22 protein-coding genes are annotated in these 23,124 nt (G+C 42.8%); 19 read left to right on the top strand and 3 right to left on the bottom strand.

Annotation, left to right across the window (positions count from 1 at the left end; genetic code table 11):
* Positions 1 to 227 precede the first annotated feature (227 nt).
* Together rpoE and ACJROX_RS29160 are read left to right on the top strand one after the other, a co-directional pair.
* A complete protein-coding gene (rpoE, locus tag ACJROX_RS29165; RefSeq protein ID WP_408008657.1) occupies positions 228 to 743 on the top strand; it encodes a DNA-directed RNA polymerase subunit delta in 516 nt (171 codons plus the stop codon).
* A gap of 327 nt (positions 744 to 1,070) precedes the next feature.
* Positions 1,071 to 2,675, top strand: coding sequence for a CTP synthase (locus ACJROX_RS29160; RefSeq protein ID WP_408008656.1), 1,605 nt, complete (start codon positions 1,071 to 1,073; stop codon positions 2,673 to 2,675).
* 386 nt (positions 2,676 to 3,061) lie between these two features.
* On the opposite strand, the gene ACJROX_RS29155 is transcribed toward ACJROX_RS29160, so the two are convergent.
* On the bottom strand, positions 3,062 to 3,577 hold the full coding sequence (locus ACJROX_RS29155; protein WP_408008655.1) for a DUF2529 family protein: 516 nt from the start codon (positions 3,575 to 3,577) through the stop codon (positions 3,062 to 3,064).
* 187 nt (positions 3,578 to 3,764) lie between these two features.
* Between ACJROX_RS29155 and ACJROX_RS29150 the strand changes: the two genes are divergently transcribed.
* The 10 genes from ACJROX_RS29150 to ACJROX_RS29105 all read left to right on the top strand — a co-directional run bounded on the left by ACJROX_RS29150 (position 3,765) and on the right by ACJROX_RS29105 (position 12,787).
* A complete protein-coding gene (locus tag ACJROX_RS29150) occupies positions 3,765 to 4,133 on the top strand; it encodes a response regulator (RefSeq protein ID WP_408008654.1) in 369 nt (122 codons plus the stop codon).
* A gap of 322 nt (positions 4,134 to 4,455) precedes the next feature.
* The gene (gene fba / locus ACJROX_RS29145; RefSeq protein WP_408008653.1) at positions 4,456 to 5,319 is read left to right on the top strand and encodes a class II fructose-1,6-bisphosphate aldolase; all 864 of its coding nucleotides are present in this window, start codon (positions 4,456 to 4,458) and stop codon (positions 5,317 to 5,319) included.
* 288 nt (positions 5,320 to 5,607) lie between these two features.
* Entirely contained in the window at positions 5,608 to 6,258 is a 651-nt protein-coding gene (fsa, locus tag ACJROX_RS29140; protein ID WP_408008652.1) for a fructose-6-phosphate aldolase, read from the top strand.
* 124 nt (positions 6,259 to 6,382) lie between these two features.
* Positions 6,383 to 7,669: a UDP-N-acetylglucosamine 1-carboxyvinyltransferase gene (locus ACJROX_RS29135; RefSeq protein WP_408008651.1), complete on the top strand. Its 1,287-nt coding sequence runs from the start codon at positions 6,383 to 6,385 to the stop codon at positions 7,667 to 7,669.
* A gap of 186 nt (positions 7,670 to 7,855) precedes the next feature.
* Positions 7,856 to 8,824: a class II fructose-bisphosphatase gene (gene glpX, locus ACJROX_RS29130; protein WP_408008650.1), complete on the top strand. Its 969-nt coding sequence runs from the start codon at positions 7,856 to 7,858 to the stop codon at positions 8,822 to 8,824.
* A 345-nt stretch (positions 8,825 to 9,169) separates the two neighbouring features.
* Positions 9,170 to 10,450 carry a transcription termination factor Rho gene (gene rho, locus ACJROX_RS29125; RefSeq protein ID WP_408008649.1) on the top strand — a complete coding sequence of 427 codons (1,281 nt, stop codon included), beginning with the start codon at positions 9,170 to 9,172 and terminating at the stop codon, positions 10,448 to 10,450.
* A gap of 93 nt (positions 10,451 to 10,543) precedes the next feature.
* Positions 10,544 to 10,744 carry a 50S ribosomal protein L31 gene (gene rpmE, locus ACJROX_RS29120; protein ID WP_408008648.1) on the top strand — a complete coding sequence of 67 codons (201 nt, stop codon included), beginning with the start codon at positions 10,544 to 10,546 and terminating at the stop codon, positions 10,742 to 10,744.
* A 380-nt stretch (positions 10,745 to 11,124) separates the two neighbouring features.
* Positions 11,125 to 11,745, top strand: a complete 621-nt coding sequence (locus ACJROX_RS29115; RefSeq protein ID WP_408008647.1) for a thymidine kinase — start codon at positions 11,125 to 11,127, stop codon at positions 11,743 to 11,745.
* Between the two features lie 197 nt (positions 11,746 to 11,942).
* Positions 11,943 to 12,107: a hypothetical protein gene (locus ACJROX_RS29110; protein ID WP_408008646.1), complete on the top strand. Its 165-nt coding sequence runs from the start codon at positions 11,943 to 11,945 to the stop codon at positions 12,105 to 12,107.
* Between the two features lie 212 nt (positions 12,108 to 12,319).
* Positions 12,320 to 12,787 carry a hypothetical protein gene (locus ACJROX_RS29105; RefSeq protein ID WP_408008645.1) on the top strand — a complete coding sequence of 156 codons (468 nt, stop codon included), beginning with the start codon at positions 12,320 to 12,322 and terminating at the stop codon, positions 12,785 to 12,787.
* 239 nt (positions 12,788 to 13,026) lie between these two features.
* Here ACJROX_RS29105 and ACJROX_RS29100 read toward each other — a convergent pair whose 3' ends face one another.
* The gene (locus tag ACJROX_RS29100) at positions 13,027 to 14,358 is read right to left on the bottom strand and encodes a CoA-disulfide reductase (RefSeq protein WP_408011829.1); all 1,332 of its coding nucleotides are present in this window, start codon (positions 14,356 to 14,358) and stop codon (positions 13,027 to 13,029) included.
* Positions 14,359 to 14,631: 273 nt separating this feature from the next.
* Between ACJROX_RS29100 and ACJROX_RS29095 the strand changes: the two genes are divergently transcribed.
* From ACJROX_RS29095 to ACJROX_RS29070, 6 genes are all read left to right on the top strand, one after another.
* Positions 14,632 to 14,961 (top strand): hypothetical protein, encoded by a 330-nt coding sequence (locus ACJROX_RS29095; protein WP_408008644.1) that lies wholly within the window; start codon positions 14,632 to 14,634, stop codon positions 14,959 to 14,961.
* Positions 14,962 to 15,328: 367 nt separating this feature from the next.
* Positions 15,329 to 16,399, top strand: coding sequence for a peptide chain release factor 1 (prfA, locus tag ACJROX_RS29090; protein ID WP_408008643.1), 1,071 nt, complete (start codon positions 15,329 to 15,331; stop codon positions 16,397 to 16,399).
* 8 nt (positions 16,400 to 16,407) lie between these two features.
* Positions 16,408 to 17,265, top strand: coding sequence for a peptide chain release factor N(5)-glutamine methyltransferase (prmC, locus tag ACJROX_RS29085; RefSeq protein WP_408011828.1), 858 nt, complete (start codon positions 16,408 to 16,410; stop codon positions 17,263 to 17,265).
* Positions 17,266 to 17,512: 247 nt separating this feature from the next.
* Complete coding sequence (gene spoIIR, locus ACJROX_RS29080; protein WP_408008642.1) at positions 17,513 to 18,157, top strand: stage II sporulation protein R; 645 nt, start codon at positions 17,513 to 17,515, stop codon at positions 18,155 to 18,157.
* Between the two features lie 149 nt (positions 18,158 to 18,306).
* The gene (locus ACJROX_RS29075; protein ID WP_408008641.1) at positions 18,307 to 18,747 is read left to right on the top strand and encodes a GNAT family N-acetyltransferase; all 441 of its coding nucleotides are present in this window, start codon (positions 18,307 to 18,309) and stop codon (positions 18,745 to 18,747) included.
* Between the two features lie 188 nt (positions 18,748 to 18,935).
* Positions 18,936 to 19,988 (top strand): L-threonylcarbamoyladenylate synthase, encoded by a 1,053-nt coding sequence (locus ACJROX_RS29070; protein WP_408011826.1) that lies wholly within the window; start codon positions 18,936 to 18,938, stop codon positions 19,986 to 19,988.
* Between the two features lie 79 nt (positions 19,989 to 20,067).
* Here the strand turns inward: ACJROX_RS29070 and ACJROX_RS29065 are convergent, their stop codons facing one another.
* A complete protein-coding gene (locus ACJROX_RS29065) occupies positions 20,068 to 22,287 on the bottom strand; it encodes a PAS domain S-box protein (protein ID WP_408008640.1) in 2,220 nt (739 codons plus the stop codon).
* 188 nt (positions 22,288 to 22,475) lie between these two features.
* On the opposite strand from ACJROX_RS29065, the gene ACJROX_RS29060 reads away from it, so the two are divergent.
* Positions 22,476 to 23,066 (top strand): manganese efflux pump MntP family protein, encoded by a 591-nt coding sequence (locus ACJROX_RS29060; RefSeq protein WP_408008639.1) that lies wholly within the window; start codon positions 22,476 to 22,478, stop codon positions 23,064 to 23,066.
* Positions 23,067 to 23,124 lie beyond the last annotated feature (58 nt).

The following is a 23,124-nucleotide window of genomic DNA, read 5'->3' as shown; positions in this document are numbered from 1 at the left end:
TTATAATGGATGGTATGATTACGTTAGTTGTGGTTAGGTGAGCTTTGACTGAATTGGTAAGGGTATTTGCTCTATGTTTTAAGCGAAATTCGCGACACTCCTGCGGGAAAAGCGAGCCTGAATTTCGCGAAAATTAACGTTAGAATATAAAGCCGATTAGGTAAAGCTAGCCTTGTTTATAGATTAGTCTAACGGACTGATTAACGAAAGAAAGGACGTGCCTGTAAATGCTGGATACGTATTCTAAGGAAGAACTGAAAGAAATTCCGATGCTTGAAATTGCATATCATATTTTAAAAGATAACAAGAAACCGACTCCGTTCACGGAATTGATGGACCAAGTTTCAAAAATGCGAAATTTGACCCCTGAGGAGCAAAAACAACGAGTTGCTCAATTCTACACGGACATCAATATTGATGGTCGTTTCGTATGTATGGGTGATAACCAATGGGGACTAAAGGTATGGTACCCGGTTGAAAGCAGTGACGAAGAGCTGGCAACAACGATCAAACCGAAGAAACGTAAAAAAGTGAAAGCACAATTAGACGAAGATGAGGAAGATTTCGAAGACTTCGAAGACGATTTAGACGAAGAATTCGATAATCTTGAAGATGACTTCGATGACGAAGAAGATGCTGAAGAGGAAGAATACGTTGACTTCGATGATGAAGATCTTTCTGATGATGACGAAGAAGAAACAGATGATGATTTGGTAGAAGGGGAAGACGAGGAAGAACAATAATTCATCTTGACAATTTAGCAGAAAGTAGATAGAATCATTTTTGGGCTTTACTTATAGTCTAAAATAATGACGAAATTAAATAAATTACCTTACGAAATAAAACAAAAGCGCCCCCCACTACAGGGCAGGTGTCGCTTTTGTTTTTTTGTTTTTATCACTCTGTTGGATTTTCCTATTCGTTAATATAAGCTTTTAAGTTTTATATGGATGAGAATACTATCTAACAGAGCTGATAACAGATAAAGCGCTCCGTGTTATCAATACCCTGTTTCAACGGTAATTGTAAAAAGACATAACAACATACTGATTTCAAAAGGGGGAACAAACGTGACAAAAAAATATATCTTTGTAACTGGTGGAGTAGTCTCGTCTTTAGGAAAAGGAATCACCGCAGCATCGCTCGGACGTCTTCTGAAAAATCGCGGAGTGAAAGTAACAATTCAAAAGTTCGATCCATACATCAACGTCGACCCTGGAACAATGAGTCCATATCAACACGGAGAAGTATTTGTCACAGATGATGGCGCCGAAACCGACTTGGATTTGGGGCACTATGAACGTTTCATCGATATCAATCTGAATAAGTACAGCAACGTTACGACAGGAAAAATATACTCAACTGTTTTGAAAAAGGAACGCCGCGGCGATTACTTAGGCGGGACTGTCCAAGTCATCCCGCACATCACGAACGAAATCAAAGAGCGTGTATTCCGTGCTGGGCGTGAAACGAACGCTGATGTTGTCATTACAGAAATCGGCGGTACGGTCGGTGACATCGAGAGTCTTCCTTACCTTGAGGCAATCCGCCAAATCAAAAGTGATATCGGCGTAGAAAATGTGATGTACATCCACTGCACCCTCGTACCATATATAAAAGCTGCCGGTGAGATGAAGACAAAACCGACACAACATAGCGTTAAAGAATTGCGAAGTCTGGGTATCCAGCCTAACGTCATCGTCGTACGGAACGAGATGCCGCTGCCGCAGGAGATGAAGGATAAGATTGCATTGTTCTGTGATATCAACCCTGCTTCAGTAATTGAGGCAATGGATGCAGATACATTATATGAAGTGCCTCTTGCTCTTCAAGCGCAAAAATTAGACCAGATCACATGTGAACATTTGAAGCTGAACTGTAAAGAAGCAGACATGACCGATTGGAAAGAGCTCGTCAATCGTGTAACGAACTTGAAAAACAAGACGAGGATCGCTATCGTCGGCAAATATGTAGCTTTACCGGATGCGTATATCTCAGTAGTGGAATCCCTCCGTCATGCAGGGTATGAGTTTGACACAGACATTGACATCAAATGGATCAATTCAGAACAAGTGACAGATGAAAATGTTAAAGATGTCCTGGAGGATGTTGATGGGATCCTTGTTCCTGGGGGATTCGGAGACCGTGGAATCGAAGGTAAAATTTCGGCGATCCGTTTTGCGCGTGAAAACAAAGTTCCTATGTTAGGTATCTGTCTTGGAATGCAACTTGCTTCCGTAGAATTTGCGCGAAACGTATTAGGGTATGAAGATGCACATTCAGCTGAGATCAATCCGGCATCGACACATCCGGTGATTGACTTGCTTCCGGAACAGAAAGATGTGGAGGATCTCGGAGGAACGCTTCGACTTGGCCTTTACCCTTGTAAGCTTAGAAAAGGTACAAACGCATTTGAAGCTTATGATCAAGAGGTCGTTTACGAACGTCACCGTCATCGTTTTGAATTTAATAATGAGTACCGTGAAGAGATGGAGAAAGCAGGCTTCTTATTTTCAGGGACAAGCCCTGATGGACGCCTTGTTGAAATCATCGAGCTGAAGGATCACCCGTGGTTCGTGGCTTCACAGTTCCACCCGGAATTCATTTCAAGACCGACAAAACCACAGCCGTTATTCAGAGAATTCGTGAATGCAGCAACCAACTTGAAAAAGTAACAGTTTGATGCAAGAGCTGACCTTAGTTAAATACTTTGGTCAGCTTTTTAATTTGAAGCGTATCATAAAACCAAAACAGGTCACGATCATTTCGTCGCTGGTTTCGAAATGAACGTAACCTGATTGGTCCTTACTATCCACGAATATGTATGTGGTCCGATCTACAGCCTTAGGGGTGAAGTATCAAAACGGATCGATTTTGTCTTTTCCATAGTTGGGGAATAGGGTGGGGACTATGAAAAGTAAGGGGATCAAAAAGAACAGGCATGGGAAGGAGAAGGCTGATAAGCGTGACTTTTGTCATGCTTTAACATATAATTCTCCATCCTTTCACATATTTCCTTCTAACATATTAAAAAAAATTAAAAAATTTAATCTCATTAAAATCATCCCTCGTATTCATCCAGGATTTCTTGCGTATTGAAGTACAGGGCATAATAGACATATAAAGCCAAAATGAAAATTGGGTAGCCGAAACGTTCACCATCATCTCCAGGGACCAGACCGTTCAATAATTTTGTATCGATATGAAACTCTTCATTCAGGATTGTTTCTGCCTCTTTTTCCACTCCTGCAACACTGACGATGGATACGTTTTCGGCCATTGCGTGCTGAATCAGTTTTTTGAGTTGTTCGTCATTCGCTTTACTGGAAAAAACCAGGATACAGTCCCCTGCCTTCATTCCCTTTCCGTCGTAAGGTACACATGTAGGAAGGCTTTCATAGCTATTTAAAATCACAGAAGCAATCCCTTCGAGTTCTCCAAACCCTTTTATATGTATGGTTCCATTCCTAGTGATTGTTTGTGCCAGTAACCGGGAACAATCCTCGATCTTTTCGTCTTCATGCTCTTGGATCTTTTTAAACACACCAAACAGCTGTGTCGTGAAAATTTTCAACATCTTGTTCACCTCAAGAATTTAGTCTAGTTTCAGTATATCGAACTTTAGCCCGAATAATAAAATTCTTGATATTGATTTTGGTGTATTTTGACGACCGAGGAGGAATTTGAAAATATTAATCGAAATATGTTAAGAGATATGGATGAGGGGAAATAACAACAACATGGAAACTAGGGTGTGATTAGGTATGAAAGGCAAAATACTTATTGTGGATGATCAGTATGGAATCCGGATCCTATTAAATGAGATTTTCAAAAAAGAAGGGTATCAGACTTATCAAGCAGCAAATGGCGTTCAAGCACTTTCGATCGTGGAGAATGAAAAGCCTGATCTGTTGATCCTTGATATGAAAATCCCTGGTATGGATGGATTGGAAATTTTACGCCGTGTCAAGAAAGTGGACCAAAGTGTAGGCGTCATCATCATGACAGCTTACGGTGAGCTTGATATGATTCATGAAGCCATGGACTTAGGTGCTATTACTCATTTCGCTAAACCTTTTGACATCGACGAAATTCGCGAGGTTGTCAAGAAACATTTACCAATACGCTCATAGACGTACTCACATAGGCAAATAATAAGGGTTGTCCTTGAATAGTGTCAAAACCTCCAGCACAGCATTTTTACATAACGCCTTCACGGGAAATGTTTTCTGTTTTGCAGGTAGGAGACGGACTTTCGGGCAACCCTGTTTTCATTATCAATTGCGGATTTTGCCTAAAATTGATATGCTATAGTTGTTTTGATTGAACTGAAATTTATCGGGTCGAATACGGCTCTATTCAGGGGATGCGTCAAAAAGTGGGCTGGTCTGCTTTTTGAACTAATACTTATGATGAATATATGGGTGGTTAATACCTACAAGGAGGAAATCGTTTATGCCTTTAGTTTCAATGAAGGAAATGCTTGAAAAAGCGAAAGCGGAAGGATATGCAGTAGGACAATACAACCTGAACAACATGGAGTTTACACAAGCGATTCTGCAGGCTGCTGAAGAGGAAAAATCTCCTCTGATTTGCGGGGTTTCAGAAGGTGCTGCTCGTTACATGGGCGGATTCAAGACGGTCGTCAATCTCGTTGAATCATTAATGGAAGAGTACAATGTAACTGTTCCTGTAGCGATTCACTTGGACCACGGTTCCAGCTTTGAAAAGTGTGTGGAAGCGATCCATGCAGGATTCACTTCTGTCATGATCGATGGATCTCATCATCCACTTGAAGAAAACATCGCTCTTACGAAAAAAGTGGTGGAAGTTGCTCATGCGGTAGGCGTTTCAGTTGAAGCCGAACTAGGACGTATCGGTGGACAAGAAGATGACTTGATCGTTGATGATGCAGAAGCAGCATACGCGATTCCAGCCGAATGTGACCAGCTTATCCGTGAAACTGGGGTGGATTGTTTTGCTCCGGCATTAGGATCTGTTCACGGGCCTTATAAAGGGGAGCCGAACTTAGGATTCGACCGTATGAAGGAAATCAGCGAACTGACTGGTGTACCACTTGTCCTTCACGGTGGAACAGGAATCCCGACATCTGATGTAAAGAAAGCAATCTCTTTCGGACACGCAAAAATCAACGTGAACACTGAAAGCCAAATCTCAGCTTCAAAAGCAGTACGTGAAGTGCTTGCAGAAAAACCAGAATTATATGATCCTCGTAAATATTTAGGACCAGCACGCGATGCAATCAAAGAGACAGTCAAAGGTAAAATGCGTGAATTCGGTTCTTCAAACAAAGCATAAATGAATTGAAAATAGGCTGATGACTAAGGGGTTGACTCAAGTAACAAAATGTCAGGCACCTCCAACTCACGGACTTGTAAATGGTTAGAATCCTTCAAAAATAACATCTTTGCCCAAATTGATGTTAAAATGGAGGAGGCTTATCATCACCAGTCGGTTTGGTGGAGATCTGGCATTATGAGTCAACCTCTTAAAACATTGGTTGGACATTCCCTCACTAGAAATAAAACCCACTAATTTTCAAAAGATTTGACGAAAGTTCTATAAACATAAGGAGTGATATATCCTATGAAGTTCTTTATTGATACGGCGAATATTGACGAAATTCGCGAAGCACATGAGCTCGGTATTTTAGGTGGTGTAACGACAAACCCATCTCTAGTCGCTAAAGAAGGAGTTGATTTCCACGAGCGTTTAAAGGAAATCACCTCCATCGTCTCGGAATCTGTCAGCGCTGAAGTAATCGGTCTGACTTACGAGGAAATGATTGAAGAAGGGAAAGAGCTAGCAGCAATTGCTCCTAACATCACTGTTAAAGTCCCTATGACTAAAGACGGTTTGAAAGCGGCTAAAACGTTTACAGAATTGGGTATTAAAACAAACGTGACATTGATTTTCTCAGCGAACCAGGCGCTGCTTGCTGCTCGGGCCGGTGCTACGTATGTATCACCGTTTTTAGGAAGATTGGATGATATCGGACAGGACGGTTTGTCGTTGATTTCTGAAATCGCGGAAATTTTCAATGTCCATAAGATCGAGTCTGAGATCATTGCAGCTTCCATCCGTAACCCGATTCATGTTACAGAAGCGGCACTTAGAGGAGCTCATATCGCCACGCTACCTCCGAAAGTATTGTCGCAATTGATGAACCATCCATTGACGGACCAAGGCATCGAGAAGTTTTTAGCAGATTGGAACAATAGTCAAAATAAAGGCTGATTTTTTAAAATTCAAACATTAATCCATAGAGGTAAATTTTGGATAAAAATAGATTTTTTGCTTACACTAACGATAACAGTTTTTGACCTCTTGATTTTACAGAAGGCGAAGAAGGGAGAAAGTGATGGAGAAATTAATGATCGAGGGAGGTCATCCCTTAGAAGGTACAGTTCAGATCAGCGGTGCGAAGAATAGCGCAGTCGCGTTGATTCCTGCTGCCATCTTAGCTGATTCGACTGTAACGATCGACCATCTCCCAGGCATCTCGGATGTGGGCATTTTACGTGACTTACTAGAAGACATCGGCGGGGAAGTGCACCTAGAGAACAACACCCTGACCGTACAACCAGAAAATATGATATCCATGCCACTTCCGAATGGGAAAGTGAAAAAGCTGAGAGCATCCTATTATTTGATGGGTGCCATGCTTGGACGATTCAAGAAAGCGGTCATCGGACTTCCAGGCGGCTGCAACTTAGGTCCTCGGCCAATTGACCAACATATAAAAGGTTTTCAAGCACTCGGAGCAAAAGTGACGAATGAACAGGGTGCGATCTATTTGCGTGCGGATGAACTTGTCGGTGCACGAATCTATCTTGATGTCGTAAGTGTCGGAGCAACGATCAACATCATGCTGGCTGCCGTCCGGGCGAAAGGCCAAACAATCATTGAAAATGCCGCAAAGGAACCTGAAATCATCGATGTAGCTACACTTCTTTCTAGTATGGGAGCAAAAATCAAAGGTGCTGGTACTGATGTAATCAGAATCGATGGCGTCGAATCATTGCATGGGTGTCGTCATTCGATCATTCCTGACAGGATTGAAGCAGGGACTTATATGATCATTGCAGCTGCGATGGGGAACGGAGTTACGATTGATAACGTCATTCCGCTTCACCTTGAGTCATTGATTGCAAAGCTTCGCGAAATGGGCGTGCATATCGAACTATCTGATGACTCTGTTTTCGTTCGCCGGGGCAGCAGTCTTAACAGTGTGGATATCAAGACACTGGTCTATCCAGGGTTTGCTACAGATCTGCAGCAGCCGTTCACTGCTTTATTGACAAGTACTGAAGGGACGAGCATCGTAACCGATACAATATATAGCTCTCGTTTTAAACATATTGATGAGCTGAGACGGATGGGTGCTAACGTAAAAGTTGAAGGCCGGTCAGCAATCATAAATGGTCCGACCCTATTAGAAGGGGCGAAAGTCAAAGCATCCGACCTGCGAGCAGGGGCATCGCTCATTGTTGCAGGACTAATGGCAAAAGGCATTACTGAAATCTCTAACCTTGAGCATGTCGATCGCGGGTATGAAAACCTGGTTACAAAGCTCAAAGGTTTAGGGGCAAAAGTATGGCGAGAGAATTTTGAAATTGAAGAGTTGGATGAGGTCAATCACTCTTAAGTCTCATCGAATGATAAACGTCGGATTTACTTGGTTTTTCCGGTCCTCCGACGTACAGGACGTACTAGGGCCGACGTTGTCATAGGACGTGACGGTTTTAGCCGGTATCGTTTCTAATTCGTTGATTTTAAAGGGTAATACATTGAACCAGTGATCTTAAAAAAGCTTTTATAGGGGGAGAAAAGTATGGAGAGAAGTTTATCCATGGAAATTGTCCGTGTGACGGAAGCGGCTGCCCTGGCATCTGCCCGTTGGATGGGAAGAGGCCGTAAGGAAGAAGCTGATGATGCTGCGACTTCAGCTATGCGTAATGTGTTCGATACTGTTCCAATGAAGGGTACGGTCGTTATTGGAGAAGGAGAAATGGACGAAGCACCTATGCTTTATATCGGTGAAAAGCTGGGTACTGGTTACGGACCGCGTGTCGATGTTGCAGTTGACCCCCTTGAAGGAACGAATATTGTAGCGAATGGAACTTGGAATGCACTTGCAGTTCTTGCCATTGCTGACCACGGGAATCTCCTGCATGCTCCAGATATGTATATGGATAAAATCGCTGTTGGTCCAGAAGCAGTCGGTATGGTTGATATCGATGCTTCCGTGACAGATAATCTTAAAGCTGTTGCCCGTGCGAAAAATAAAGACATCGAGGATATCGTCGCAGTCATTTTGAATCGTAAACGCCATGAGAAGTTGATTCAAGAAGTCCGTGATTCTGGGGCTCGGATCAAGCTCATCCAGGATGGGGATGTTGCAGCAGCGATCAATACCGCCTTCGATGATACAGGAGTTGATATCCTGCTCGGCAGCGGAGGTGCGCCAGAAGGTGTCATTGCAGCGGTAGCTCTCAAATGTTTAGGTGGGGAGCTTCAAGGTAAGCTGCTTCCACAGACAGACGAAGAACTAGCACGTTGTAAGAAGATGGGGATCGAAGACATCCACCGCGTTCTCCGGATGGAAGACATCGTGAAGGGCGATGATGCCATCTTTGCTGCCACCGGTGTTACTGACGGAGAATTGTTGAAGGGTGTCCGATTCAAGGGGACAGTTGGTACAACTCAATCTGTCGTAATGAGAGCGAAGTCTGGAACAGTCCGTTTTATTGATGGAAAACATAGCTTGAAAAAGAAGCCCAATTTAGTAATCAAGCCATGACATTTTCAACACACAATGCTGTTTGAAATGAGCAGCATTGTGATTGTCTTGATTATTTCTATCATTTTTGGGTAGAATATATGTATCTATTGATTATTGCTTCATCAACTTACTTCTTTTACAAACACACTTCTGTAAAACGTATCTTTTCCTTCCAAGCCCTAGCGTTCCAAAACATATGTTTTTATCTTTGGTATTGTTAAAGGTTAATGGTGATTTCTTTTGAAAATTGCTTTTAGTGAATTTCACAGATGTCAACAATGAAGCATAACAGAGCCTAAGCTTTAAAGGCCTATTTCTGCCTTAATTTATACATTTTTAAATAAGCGTGAAGAGTGGTGTACTATGACCTTGAATTTAGCACAATTAGAAAATATGAAACTAAAGGATTTGTATGAAAGAGCCAAAGAGCTGAAAATTTCATACTACAGCAAGTTGACGAAAAGGGAATTGATTTTTGCGATTCTGAAAGCGCAAGCTGAAAAAGAAGATCTCTCGTTCATGGAAGGGATTTTGGAAGTCATCCCGACAGAAGGATTCGGATTTTTACGACCGATCAATTATTCTCCAAGTTCAGAAGATATCTATATTTCAGCGTCTCAAATCCGTCGATTCGATTTAAGAAATGGGGATAAGGTTTCGGGTAAGGTGCGACCTCCGAAAGAGAATGAACGTTACTACGGATTGCTGCATGTAGCCGCAGTAAACGGTGAAGATCCAGATACAGCGAAGGAACGTGTACACTTTCCTGCATTGACTCCACTATACCCGGAAGACAAGATGACACTTGAAACATCCGCGAAGAACGTATCAACCAGGATCATGGATATGATCTCTCCAGTCGGGTTCGGACAGCGTGGATTGATTGTTGCCCCGCCTAAAGCCGGTAAGACGACCCTTTTAAAAGAGATTGCACATAGCGTGACGACGAACCACCCTGATACAGAACTGATCGTACTGTTGATCGATGAACGTCCAGAGGAAGTGACGGATATTGAGCGATCTGTACAAGGTGACGTTGTCAGCTCGACTTTCGATGAGGTGCCTGAAAACCATATCAAGGTAGCTGAACTCGTTCTTGAACGTGCGATGAGACTTGTCGAACATAAGAAGGATGTCGTCATTTTAATGGACAGCATTACACGTTTAGCACGTGCGTATAACCTCGTCATCCCTCCAAGTGGAAGAACGTTGTCCGGTGGTATCGACCCAGCTGCATTCCATAAGCCGAAGCGTTTCTTCGGTGCAGCACGTAACATTGAAGACGGGGGAAGCCTGACGATTTTAGCGACAGCTCTTGTTGAAACAGGTTCTCGTATGGACGATGTGATTTATGAGGAGTTCAAAGGAACCGGTAACATGGAGCTTCATCTTGACCGTAAGCTTGCAGAACGGCGAATCTTCCCTGCAATCGATATCCGTCGCTCTGGTACGCGAAAAGAAGAAATGCTCATCGCAAAAGAGCATCTTGAGCATCTCTGGGCGATCCGTAAAACGATGGATGACTCATATGACTTTGTTGAACATTTCATGAGACGGGTCAAGAAAACAAAAACGAATGAAGAGTTTTTCCAAATGTTCGAGAAGGAAAGATCCGGTCAAGGCAAGAAAATGACGGTCAAATAGATTGTTGATATTTGTATGAAAAATTGATATACTACCTCATGTGTGCAAATAACTCTGTTCCCCAAGGGTTCAGGGCAGAAGGAGATGAATGGGATGAAACAAGCAATCCATCCAGATTACAAAAAAGCGAAAGTTTCTTGCGCTTGTGGAAATGAATTCGAAACAGGTTCTGTAAAAGAAAATATTCGCGTTGAAATTTGTTCTGAATGTCATCCGTTCTACACAGGACGTCAGAAGTTTGCTGACGCAGGTGGACGTGTTGATCGCTTTAAGAAAAAATACAACCTTAAATAAGGTCTTTAAACAGGCAGGGGATCGCCCTTCTGCCTGTTTTTTACTTTAAAAATAAGTTTTATTAAATTGTAATGTTGATTTTTGCAAGAAATTTTTCTAAAGTGAAATTCGCGACACTCCAGCCAGAAAAGCGAGCCAGGCAAGACCTCGCAGTGACAAGCGTGGAGGCTTGCGGATCGCCCGCGGAAAGGGAGTGGGTTTTGCATATATCAACAATAGTGACCTTCGAGGATGACCAGGGTGCTTACGCTTTTCTAATATAAGTCGAAAATTATTTCGTCCATCACGCTTATGATTTGTTATCATTAGAAAAGAATACATAAGAGAAAGTCACAAAACGTCATCTTTTTTTAAGGATTGTGGCGAAGGGAGAGACGGGCATGTATGTAATGAAGAAGGATGGTTGGGTCGAGCTGATCTGCGGCAGCATGTTTTCGGGAAAATCAGAGGAGTTGATTCGACGCGTTCGACGTGCCACGTTCGGTAAGCAAAAAGTGCAGGTCTTCAAGCCTTTGCTTGATGATCGTTATAGCAAAGACGAAGTCGTTTCCCATAACGGAACCTCTGTCGTGGCAGTACCTTTGAAAAAATCTGAGGATATTTCGAATCTTGTTTCGTATGATACAGAAGTCGTAGCAATAGATGAAGTCCAATTTTTTGATGAAAAAATTGTAGAAGTGATCCAACACCTTGCCAACAACGGCAAACGAGTGATCGTAGCCGGACTTGATCAGGATTTCAGAGCAGAGCCTTTCGGAAAGGTTCCTGAAATAATGGCATTGGCTGAAAGTGTGACAAAGCTTCATGCGGTCTGCTTGGTGTGCGGGAGTCCAGCCAGCCGAACACAACGCTTGATCGACGGAAAACCAGCATCATATAACGATCCGATCATATTAGTCGGCGCCTCAGAATCGTACGAACCTCGATGCAGGCACTGTCATGAAGTGCCGGAACATCCCCGGATGAAATCGAAATACCAACCACAACCTACAAAAGCATAAACCCAAAAAATGACCTGAGTAGAAAAAACGACACTCAGGTTTTTTGGTGCTCTCCTATTGTTGCGTGCCAGGCACCAAACTCGAAGCCTTGGTACCACTGGTTTTTCGATCGGTGCCAGGCACGCTTTCTCCATTTTACATATTTTTTAAAGGGAAGGTTAACCTAAACGAAATGTGGATAGATGGGAGGTGCAGATATGAGCTGGAAAAAATACTTATTCGCTTCAATGTCAGCTATACTCTCAGTAGGATTGTTGTTCGGTTGTGCAGCGAATGAAGAACCAGAGGAAGAAGAGCCGACAGAAGAACAAGATCCTGCGGAAGAAAACGGAGATATGGAAGAAGAAAATGGAGAAGGCTGATCCTTAAACCTTCTGAAAACAAACTGGGGTGCCATAACAAGGTTATCCCTTTTTTATTTGGGTGCCTGGTACACTTTCAAAGCCATTGGCGCAGAAGGGTTTCAAATCGGTGCCAGGTACCGTTACCTTTGACTTCTTTTATGGTGCCTGGCACGGATTACCACTTTATTCATTTAGGTTTTGGTTATGCTAAGGTTACGGGGGTGTATATCTTGAAGAAAGCGATCTTTCTTAGTGCGACAGTGCTTTTAGGTGCTTGTTCACCTATGCAGCCTCCAACCACAGAGGAAATTGCCGACAAAGAACCGTCTGCATATGAAACGAAAGAGAACAATAATCCTCTCGTAGGTCACGGGATCATCAATTATCACGCGACCAATAGGAAACCGAACGCTAACTATTTTTTCGAATCGAATCAGAATCCGAACAGCTATCGTAACCTGACAACAAAGCGTTTCACCATCAGTGATGATCAGGATAAGATTCGAGAAGCTGTAAAAGATGCTTCCGGTCGAGAAGCCCAGTTCGTTTCGATCAACGGAAATAATGCCTGGGTCCACGTAAATGTGCCTCGTGATTTGTCTGCGAAAGAGCGTAAAGCCCTCAAGGAAAAAATCGAGGATGCTATACGGATGTCAGTTCCAAGGTATCAACTTCAACTCCGCTTAGATTCGAAATAGTTACGTAATAAAGGGCATGAACTCCGGAAACAATCGGAGTTTTGCCTTTTTACTAAATAAAAACGGCCTTCATGTATAATAAGTTCTGAGTACACAATGAAGGGACAGTTACTATATTTTTTTGGACCATTGTCCTCTAAGAATTATTTGAAAGATATGCATAGAATTCAGAGGACACCTGTTCCTTTATTTGTGACAAAAAGAGGTGTTTCAAAATTAATGGACATCTGTTCCACGTATCATTTTGCTCTTCTCGCGGCTTGTTGGATCGGATCCCAAACTCCGTTGTATGGTGGTGCATAGCTTAAGTCCAAATCTTCTAAATCATGTAGGGACATTTTATGGAACAAAGCCATCGCCAACACATCAACCCGCTTATCCACGCCGTGTTTCCCGATGAACTGCCCGCCTATGATCCGCTGATTTTCCGTGTTGTACAGCAGTTTGACATGCAGTTTTTCAGCGCCTGGATAATAACCGGCGATATCTTTTGCTTCCGTTTTCACCGTTTCATAAGGAATGTTAAGAGCCTTAGCTTCCCGTTCAGAGATTCCCGTCCTTCCCAGTGTCAACTCCATGAATTTGATGACGGAAGTGCCAAGGATCCCTGCAAAAGATTTTGGCCTATCAATCATGTTCAAGCCTGCAATCCGGCCTTGTTTATTGGCAGTCGTACCGAGTGGAATATGATCGTTCAGTTTTTTGATCCGATGAAAATGGGTCGCGCAATCTCCTGCGGAATACACATCCTCTACGTTCGTTTTCATGTAGGCATCCACAATGACAGCGCCTTTTTCATTCAAAACGACTGGCGTATCTTCTAGAAAATCCGTATTCGGTTTTACACCAACCGCGATAAGCACTAAATCAGAAGCATATTCATTTTTGTCCGTAACCACAGATTTTACATGTCCTTCGCCGTTGAAACCTTTCACTTGTTCACTGAAACAGAGCTCAACGCCATGTTTTTCAGCTTCTTCATGAATAGATCCTGCCATATCCTCATCGAAGATTTTCGCCAATTGCTCGTTCCGCTCGATCATACGTACCCTTTTCCCAAGATGGACAAAGCTTTCCGCCATTTCAAGACCGATATAGCCTCCTCCAATGATGGTGACCTGTTCTACGCCATGCTTAAGGTTCTCTATGATTTCCTTTGCATCAGGAATCGTTTTGAGTGTATGGACACCCTCTAATTCTCTCCCATACCAAACAGGAACGATCGGCCGTACACCCGTTGCGACAAGTAATCGATCATACGAATATGTAAAAGATTCACCCGTTTCTGTATGACTTCCGCTGACGGTTTTTTTATCAGTATCGACGCTTGTCACCTCGTGGTGGGTTTTCGCGTCTATTCCGTATTTTTCTCGGAAGGTTTCCACTTCTCTTGCAATCAAATCTTCAGCTTCCGGTATTTCACCGCTTATTACATAAGGAAGACCGCATTGACCATAAGAGTAAATGTTCCCTTTTTCAAGTGTAAGAATTTCTGGATTTGAAGCGTTACGGACGATTTGCATTGCTGCACTCATTCCGGCAGCATCGCCCCCGATTATGACGTATTTCATGTCAGACGACTCCTTTTCTAAAAGGTAAGATGTTTCGATAAAGTATTGTCCAGTTCCAGCGCCCAGGTGCTCTACGATCGCTTCGATTCTTTCACCAAACAAACAGCTTGTTGTATTACAGAATCTCTAACCCTATACACACCTTAGCAGGGCGCTTACGCTTCTTTAAAAATTTTCCTATTCCTAGTATATCTATTACCATCTTCTTTCACTATAACACTCATGAAAGCTCATAAGCTGTCGAATCTTACATGATGAAAGGGGTTTTTGTATATGCTATACATTGATTCGAATGGACCAGAATGGGGGAGTGGGAACCCAGAGAATTTACAGGCATTGCTTAAGCGCTTGAATTCAGAACCACTTGATCCGATCTATGAAAGTATGGGGAACTTCATCGTTTCTTATCAACCAAGCCGATGGACAAGTGAAAACAGACGCTTTGAAGGTTGTACCCACTTTTTTGGACATTTTGCAACTTCTTCCCACGTTTTCAGTATCATAACCGATGAACAGGTTGTTATCGAATCACTCACCGCAGCAATCCGGATGAACCAATGCCGTTCCGATTATGAACGGATCAAATACAACGCAAAAATATAAACCAATAACACATTCATTCCCTCTACATAATAGATTTACCTTAAAAATGCTAGTTCAATTCCTTCTAAACTGTTCTTTGACCTCCTACAAGACGTATACTATAATGTTAATGTTAAGCAACTATTTGTCTGAGAAGCCTTGTCTAGCTCAGCGCACAACCACTTGGTCCACTTCAGCCCACCTGTGAGGCGCCAGCCTCCTTGCCGGACTTCCAATGACCTGCGTGGTTAAACTGGGCGCTTACGCTTTTCTTATTCATATATGGTAAAAAAAGACGTTGATTTCGTTCATACGGGTTCGACCGTTCGGATTTTACCTACCTGATGAAAATTAGGAACGTAATACGATAATTGGGATGGTGAGCAATATGTTAGAACGATTGCAATCAATCGAAGAACGATATGAAAAATTGAATGAGTTATTGAGTGATCCGGAAGTCATCAGTGATTCGAAAAAACTCCGCGAATACTCGAAGGAACAATCTGACCTTGAAGATACAGTAACAACATACAGGGAATATAAAGAAGTAACTGAAGAGCTTGAAGGCGCTGAACAGATGCTTGAAGAAAAGCTCGATGTGGAAATGCGTGAAATGGTGAAAATGGAGCTTTCTGAATTGAAGGAACGTCATGAAGAGCTTACGCAACAATTAAAGCTTCTTTTGCTTCCAAAAGATCCGAACGATGACAAGAACGTCATCATCGAAGTCCGTGGAGCCGCTGGGGGAGATGAAGCAGCGTTATTTGCTGCGGATCTTTACCGTATGTACAGCCGTTACGCTGAAATCCAGGGATGGAAGACAGAAATCATTGAAGCGAGTTATACAGAGTTAGGCGGTTACAAAGAGATCATTTTCATGGTGAACGGTGCTGGTGCATATTCGAAGCTTAAATACGAAAATGGAGCACACCGTGTTCAACGTGTACCTTCGACAGAATCTGGCGGACGGATCCACACTTCAACTGCTACAGTTGCTGTTTTACCAGAAGCAGAAGAAGTGGAAGTCGATATCCATGAAAAAGATATCCGAGTCGATACTTTCGCATCAAGCGGGCCTGGCGGACAGAGTGTCAATACGACCATGTCAGCTGTACGTCTGACTCACGAACCGACCGGAATCGTCGTTTCATGTCAGGATGAAAAGTCCCAGATCAAAAACAAAGAAAAAGCGATGAAAGTATTGCGCGCACGTATTTATGATAAATTCCAACAAGAAGCGATGGATGAGTATGCGGCTAACCGAAAATCCGCAGTCGGTACGGGGGATCGTTCTGAACGTATACGCACATACAACTTCCCGCAAAACCGTGTCACAGACCACCGAATCGGATTGACCATCCAAAAGCTTGACCAGATTTTACAAGGGAAAGTCGAAGAAATCATTGAGGCACTGATCCATGAGGAGCAAGCCAACATGATGAAGCAGGCGGGAGCATAATGAGTGAAATGAATGTCATTGAGGCCCTCAAATGGGCTTCTTCTTTTTTAAATGAAAAAGGCAGGGAGCCGAATGCTGCGGAATGGCTCCTGTGTCATGTACTTGAAGTCCGGCGAAGCGAAATGCTCTCTTCATTGCAACGCGTTTTGACAAAGGAAGAAGAGTGCCAATTTTCTGATTATATAAAAATGCATGCGGAAGGCACGCCGGTTCAATACCTTACAAAAACTGAAGAGTTTTACGGAAGGCCATTTACAGTAAGTCCCGAAGTATTGATTCCGAGGCCTGAAACCGAAGAACTCGTCCTTGCAGTCCTTGAACGTATCCAGAAACTCTTTCCGGAACAGAACGATCTGAACGTGGCAGATATCGGAACAGGCAGCGGAATCATCGCGATCACGTTGACGCTTGAACGTCCAGATTTAAACGTAACAGGTGTTGATATCGCAGAGGAATCTTTGCAAGTGGCCTGTGAAAATGCCAATAAACTTCAGGCGGATGTGCGATGGGTTCATGGGGACCTCTTTCAACCGTTTTTAGAATCGGGTGAGCGTTTCGACGTCATCGTTTCGAACCCTCCATATATCCCTGAGGCTGATATCGAGACCCTTTCTTCTATCGTAAAAGATTATGAACCGATCCGAGCACTTGTAGGAGGGGCAGATGGGTACGAGTTTTACAATAAAATGATTGATTCGCTTCCAGAAGTCATGGAAGACCGTGCGCTCATCGCATTTGAGGTCGGTTATGATCAAGGACAGACAGTAGCATCACTCTTGCAAGAAAAACTAGGTGAACACGTACAAACTGAAGTCCTTACTGATATCAACGGGAAAGAGCGGATCGTCATCGGAGTGGTGGAATAGAAGGTAGGATTTTTTTCTGTTTGAATGTTTCATTCCCACTTGATTATGCTCTAACCAGTGAATAGGCATCCTTAAAAAATTCGGATTTGTTTATTATTCTTTTATAGCGGGATAAGCGAGCCAGGCAAGACCCCGCAGCGATTTAAGGATCTTCGACAAATCAATCAATTAAAAAATTAACTAGATTACTAGTATAAATCATCCGTTTGTCGTCCACACTGTTTATCAGAAAGGGTGTGGGTGAGAGATGAAACGAAAATCGATGGTCATTATACTATTATCTTTAATCTTATTGGTTGTATTCTTTGAAACTCAAATCAAGGTAGCAAATGCTTCGTTCAACAATGTATCAGAGCAAGTGATTCCAGATGAGTCAATCCGTTTACGGATTCTCGCAAATAGTGACTCACAAGCAGATCAAGAGCTGAAAAGATCGATCCGTGACAAGGTGAACGAAGAAATCACACAGTGGGTGTTCGGCATCGAATCGATCGATGAAGCAAGAACGATCATTAAACGTGAGTTGCCATCCATCAACAAAATCGTTCAGCAATCACTTTCAAATAAAGGACTCAATGAAACATTTTCCGTAACGTTCGGAAAGGTTCCGTTCCCGACAAAGTTATATGGGGATCTTGTCTACCCGGCTGGAGAATACGAAGCTGTTTTGATTTCAATCGGTGAAGCAACAGGTGCAAACTGGTGGTGTGTTTTATTCCCGCCGTTATGCTTCCTGGACTTTGACAACGGTGATGCAGTCCAAACGGATGAAGAGGCTCAAGAGGCACCAGCTCCATCTGCAGCAACTACCGAAAAAGAACCTGAGGTGAAATTCTTCGTTTTTGAAATCGTAAAAAATCTATTTGCCACAGTAGGGAATCTATTCACATAGAATGATAGATTCCCTCTTTCCTTTTTACAAGTAGGACCTTATAATTTTATCCTTCAAAGTTTTCTTTATCAGGAAGTCTATAAAAAATGGGATATTCTCTTCTCTCCGTTCATAGATTAGAGTAGAATTGCTAGAAAGGAGAGGATGAGATGTTATCGTTTCGTCCAGCTGAAACGAATGATACCCCATCTATAAAAAAGTTTGTTGCCCAGGCGGGGCTTTCAAGTGAGGGAATTGAAGAATGCATCCAGACGTTCATCATCCTGGAAACAGATAAAAAGAAAATGGCAGGTACTGTTGGGTTAGAACGATTCGGGGAAAGCGGACTAATCCGTTCACTCGTTTTGGACAAAGAGTATTCATCAGAAGAATTGCTTCTTCGTTTATTAACAGCAATCATCCGGCTAGCTGACCAACAAGGGGTTAAAACGGTATATTTACTCACAAAAGTAACCTCCATTTTCTATACGTTAGGATTTATGGAGATCCCCTATGATAAAATACCAGAAAGCTTATTGAAAAGTGCACATCTGCAACAATATGATAAAGATCAAATTGCAATCATGAAACGGAGCCTTAACTTCACTTAAAGAAAGTATGACTACTTCAGTATAAGGCAACTAAGTTTCAGCCTGCGCTTAAGCTTGGCTTCACCAAGTTTTCTTTATACCCAATAGTTATCCACAGCGATATCCACAGTTCTGGGACGCTTGTGGGTAGATCGTGAAAACCCAGATATAATATACAGTTTAAAGGAGTACTTACCCACATGGAACAGTTGATAACTACAAAATGGAATGTGGAAAATGTGGATAACATCAAGGAACATCCATCAATAAAGGAAGCGGCAATGTGGATAAGAGAAGGGGAGGTCATCGCATTTCCGACAGAAACGGTTTATGGGCTGGGTGCCAATGCTTGTTCCAATAGGGCGATTGAAAAAATCTTCGAGGCGAAAGGACGGCCCAGCGACAACCCGTTGATCGTCCACATTGCGGATAAAGCGCAGTTGGAGCAAGCTGCCTCATCCTGGAACGAAACAGCGGAAAGGTTGATGGATCGATTTTGGCCAGGTCCGCTTACGATCATTTTACCTAAAAATGAGCGGATCGCAGAACGCACCACTGCCGGCTTAACAAGTGTCGGGGTTAGGATGCCGGACCATCCGGTTGCTCTCGCCTTGATTGAAGCATCTGGTCTGCCTCTCGCAGCACCTAGCGCAAACAAGTCTGGGAAGCCAAGTCCAACAATCGGCGAGCATGTGTACCAGGATCTGAATGGCAGGATTAAAGGGATCCTCGACGGAGGTGTGACAGGGGTAGGTCTAGAATCAACCGTTGTAGAAGTGACAGGGGAAACCGTGATAATCCTTCGTCCAGGCGGAATCACGAAAGCCCAGCTAGAAACGGTTGTGGGGGATGTAAAATGGGATCCGGCCTTGTTGGAAAGCGAACAAGCGCCAAAATCTCCGGGTATGAAATACACGCATTACGCACCGGATGCCCCGCTGTACTTGATAGAAGGAAATAGCGCATTTTTCCAATCGCAAATTGAAGGATTTCAACGAGAAGGAAAGAAGGTTGGAGTGCTTGTCAGTGATGAACTGGCAAGACAGCTTCGAGCTGATGAAGTGAAAAGTCTAGGATCTGCATTAGAAGTAGAAGGTGTAGCTCAAAAATTGTATCATCAGCTTCGAGCATTCGATGAAACGTCAGTGGATGTGATTTTAGGAGAAACCTATCCGATTGATGGCATGGGTGAAGCCCTCATGAATCGTCTCCTAAAAGCTGCAGGCAATCGAGTGATTACAAAGAACAAGAAACGGGACTGACCTGATAAGGGTCAATCCCTTTTTTTTGTTCTAATACGGCCGAAGGTCAGCCATACATGCCCTCGACTCCTATCAATCCTCAGCTGAGCGGCAATGTGATCGTTACTTTTGTCCCTTTATCCAATTCACTCTCAATCGAAATCGAACCGTGGTGGTTTTCAATGATTTTATTGCAAATCATCATGCCAAGACCGGTCCCTTTTTCCTTTGTCGTATAAAATGGTTCCCCGATATTTGAAAGTTTCTCCTCTGGTATGCCGCACCCTTCATCAATAAATGAAATCGCGGCGGAGTCCTTATTACTGATTGCTCTGATCACAATAAGGCCACCGCTTGACTCCATTGATTCGATGGCATTTTTCATCAAGTTGATGAAGACCTGTTTCATCTGATCGGCTTCGCAATTCACGATCAAGACTGAATCGAAATCTAAAAGGAATTGGATGTTGTAGAGATTTGCCTGCGCTTCCAATAATGATGTCGCTTCTTTTAAAATCTTCGAGATATCATTCGGTTTGACATTGCGAGGCTGGGGTTTGGCAAGCATCATGAATTCCCCGACAATCGTATTGATCCGTTCGAGCTCAGAAAGCATGATGTCATAGTATTCGAGATTTTCATCGCCGGCATTGGCTTTAAGTAAATGAGTGAACCCCTTTAATGATGTAAGCGGATTCCGGATTTCGTGTGCGATACCTGCAGCAAGCTCCCCTAGGACTGCCAGCTTTTCTGATTTCCGTAAAAAATCCTCTGTCTGCTTCCTTTCAGTGATATCGCGTGAGATCGTAACGAACGATTCGACTTCATTCTTTTGATTGAGGACTACTGTACCGTAACATTCTAAAACAACCCAATCCCCATCCGCATTTTTTATACGGAATTCAATTTTAGAAGAATCCTTTGTCTGTTTCATATTGACAATCGATTGTATGACTGATCCTAGATCCTCAGGATGTATGACTTTCGTCCATTCCATATCCTTGAACTCCCCAGCATTATAACCAAGAATTGTTTTATGAGAAGGGGAAGAATACAGGATCTGCCCATTCGGATGGAAGACATTGATGAGGTCCATTGTATGTTCCGTGATGATCCGGTAATGTTCATTTTGTTTCCTTAGAGCGTCTTGAGCGAGTTTCTGCTTATTGATATCCCTTGTAATAGCAGAATAACCGAAAATATTGCCCTCTTCATCCTCCAGGGGAGAAAGTGTCACGCTTGCATAGAAATTAGACCCATCCTTTGTGATCCTTGTCGTTTCGATAGCAGTGAATTTCTTTCCTTTTTTGACCTTTTCTAAAATTTGGCCGTACTCGTTTTTATACTCTTCAGGTACATACGGAACTTTTTTACCGATCAGATCTTCAGCTTTCCATCCATAAAAGCTTTCAAAAGTCGGATTCGCGTTGACCAAAAGATCGTCCATATCAAAAATCGCAATCGAATCGGCGGAATGGTAAATCATCGAGGCCAATCGATCCTTCAATAGATGGAGCTCTTTTTCACTTTTCTTCTGCTGCGTGATATCACGTACGATTCCGTAGATGCTATGGACTTCATCGTCAATGATGATCGGGATATTGGTCACTTGGACATTCACAGGATCACCATGCTTATGGAAAATGGTTGTTTCGAAGTCCAGGATTTTACCGTTGCTTGCTTTATAAAAATAGTCTCTTGCGTTTTTTCTTTCTTCTGGAACGATCAACGGCATGAAATGGGTATTGATCAGCTCATTCTCCTTATAGCCGCAAATGGAGAGCACTGCTGGATTGACAAAAAGAAATTTGCCCTCCTTATTCAAAGTGAAAATTCCATCAGGATGATATTTGAAGAGGGTCCGAAAGTAATATTCCCGTTCCTTCAATTGTTTTTCCGATTCCTTTTTCTTGCTGATATCGACACAGAAACCTTGAAGTTGTCTAACTTCCCCCTCATCATCGTAAATTGGAGCAACGGCCCCTAAAAATGGGATGCCATTCAAATGCCCTTCATATGTAATGGTCTTTCCTTCCCAGGCACGGTCAGATGAAAGAATTTTTTTAAGCGTGTGGTTCGTTGGAAAGCATTCAACAAGGCTTTTTCCTACTATGTCAGATGGCTGATAGCCGAATTTTTTTAACAAATTTCCCTGGCAATTGACAAACCTGTATGTAGATTTTGATTTTTCGACTTTGAACGTCATGCTGTCCTGTATGTGATCCTCAAGTTCCAATTCCTCGGCTCTTCTTAAGATATAATCCTCACTATTACCTTCGTTTTCATGATAATTAGAGGGATTTGGATATAAAGGGTCCATGATGCATCCTCCGCTCTTTATTTATTGGGAGAGTGGTTACAACACAACAATCTCCATCAAACAACAAATCAAAACATAATCTGTGAAAATATTTGTCCCTCGTATACATTCACTATAAATGAAAAATTTCCTTCGTCAAAACTCGATTTTCCCCTTTAATTGGAAGAAATGTCTAATCCGAAGTAGACATGCATACGTTGAAGTATGGGCAAAGGGGGAGGACAACTGTGACGACTGAACTCGTTGGTGAATTGATTACACTTATCATCATGGCAATAGCTTTAGGTATGGATGCGTTTTCGATGGGGTTAGGGATGGGGATGATCCAACTTCGGCTTCGTCAGATCTATAAGATCGGCCTCTTGATCGGAATTTTCCATATGATCATGCCTCTTTTGGGAATGTCAATCGGCAAACAGCTCAGCCTGCATTTCGGCAACCTTGCAACCTGGATCGGTGGGGGGCTGTTGGTCGCTCTTGGTGTACAGATGATCCTCTCATCTTTACGTTCAACGGATGAGCCCTTTATTACTCCTAAAGGATTTGGCATATGGCTTTTTTCACTAAGTGTAAGCTTGGACAGTTTTTCGGTCGGCCTCAGCCTCGGTATTTTCGGAGCCAAAGTGATCATTACGATTCTTTTGTTCGGCATAATCAGTATGGGATTGACCTGGATAGGGCTTCTGATCGGAACGAAAACCCAAAAATGGTTCGGTTCATACAGCGAGGCCCTAGGAGGGTGCATCCTGTTGTCCTTCGGGCTGAAATTAATTTTTTGATCCAAGATCGAGTTCCTTTCCAGGGCTCGTTTTTTATGTGAAGGCGCTGTTAACTGTT

Origin of the sequence: Pseudalkalibacillus sp. A8 (assembly GCF_045920555.1) — a bacterium.
Taxonomy (GTDB): domain Bacteria; phylum Bacillota; class Bacilli; order Bacillales; family Fictibacillaceae; genus Pseudalkalibacillus.
Note: the sequence above shows the minus strand (reverse complement) of the source record. Positions and strands in the feature narration are given on the sequence as shown.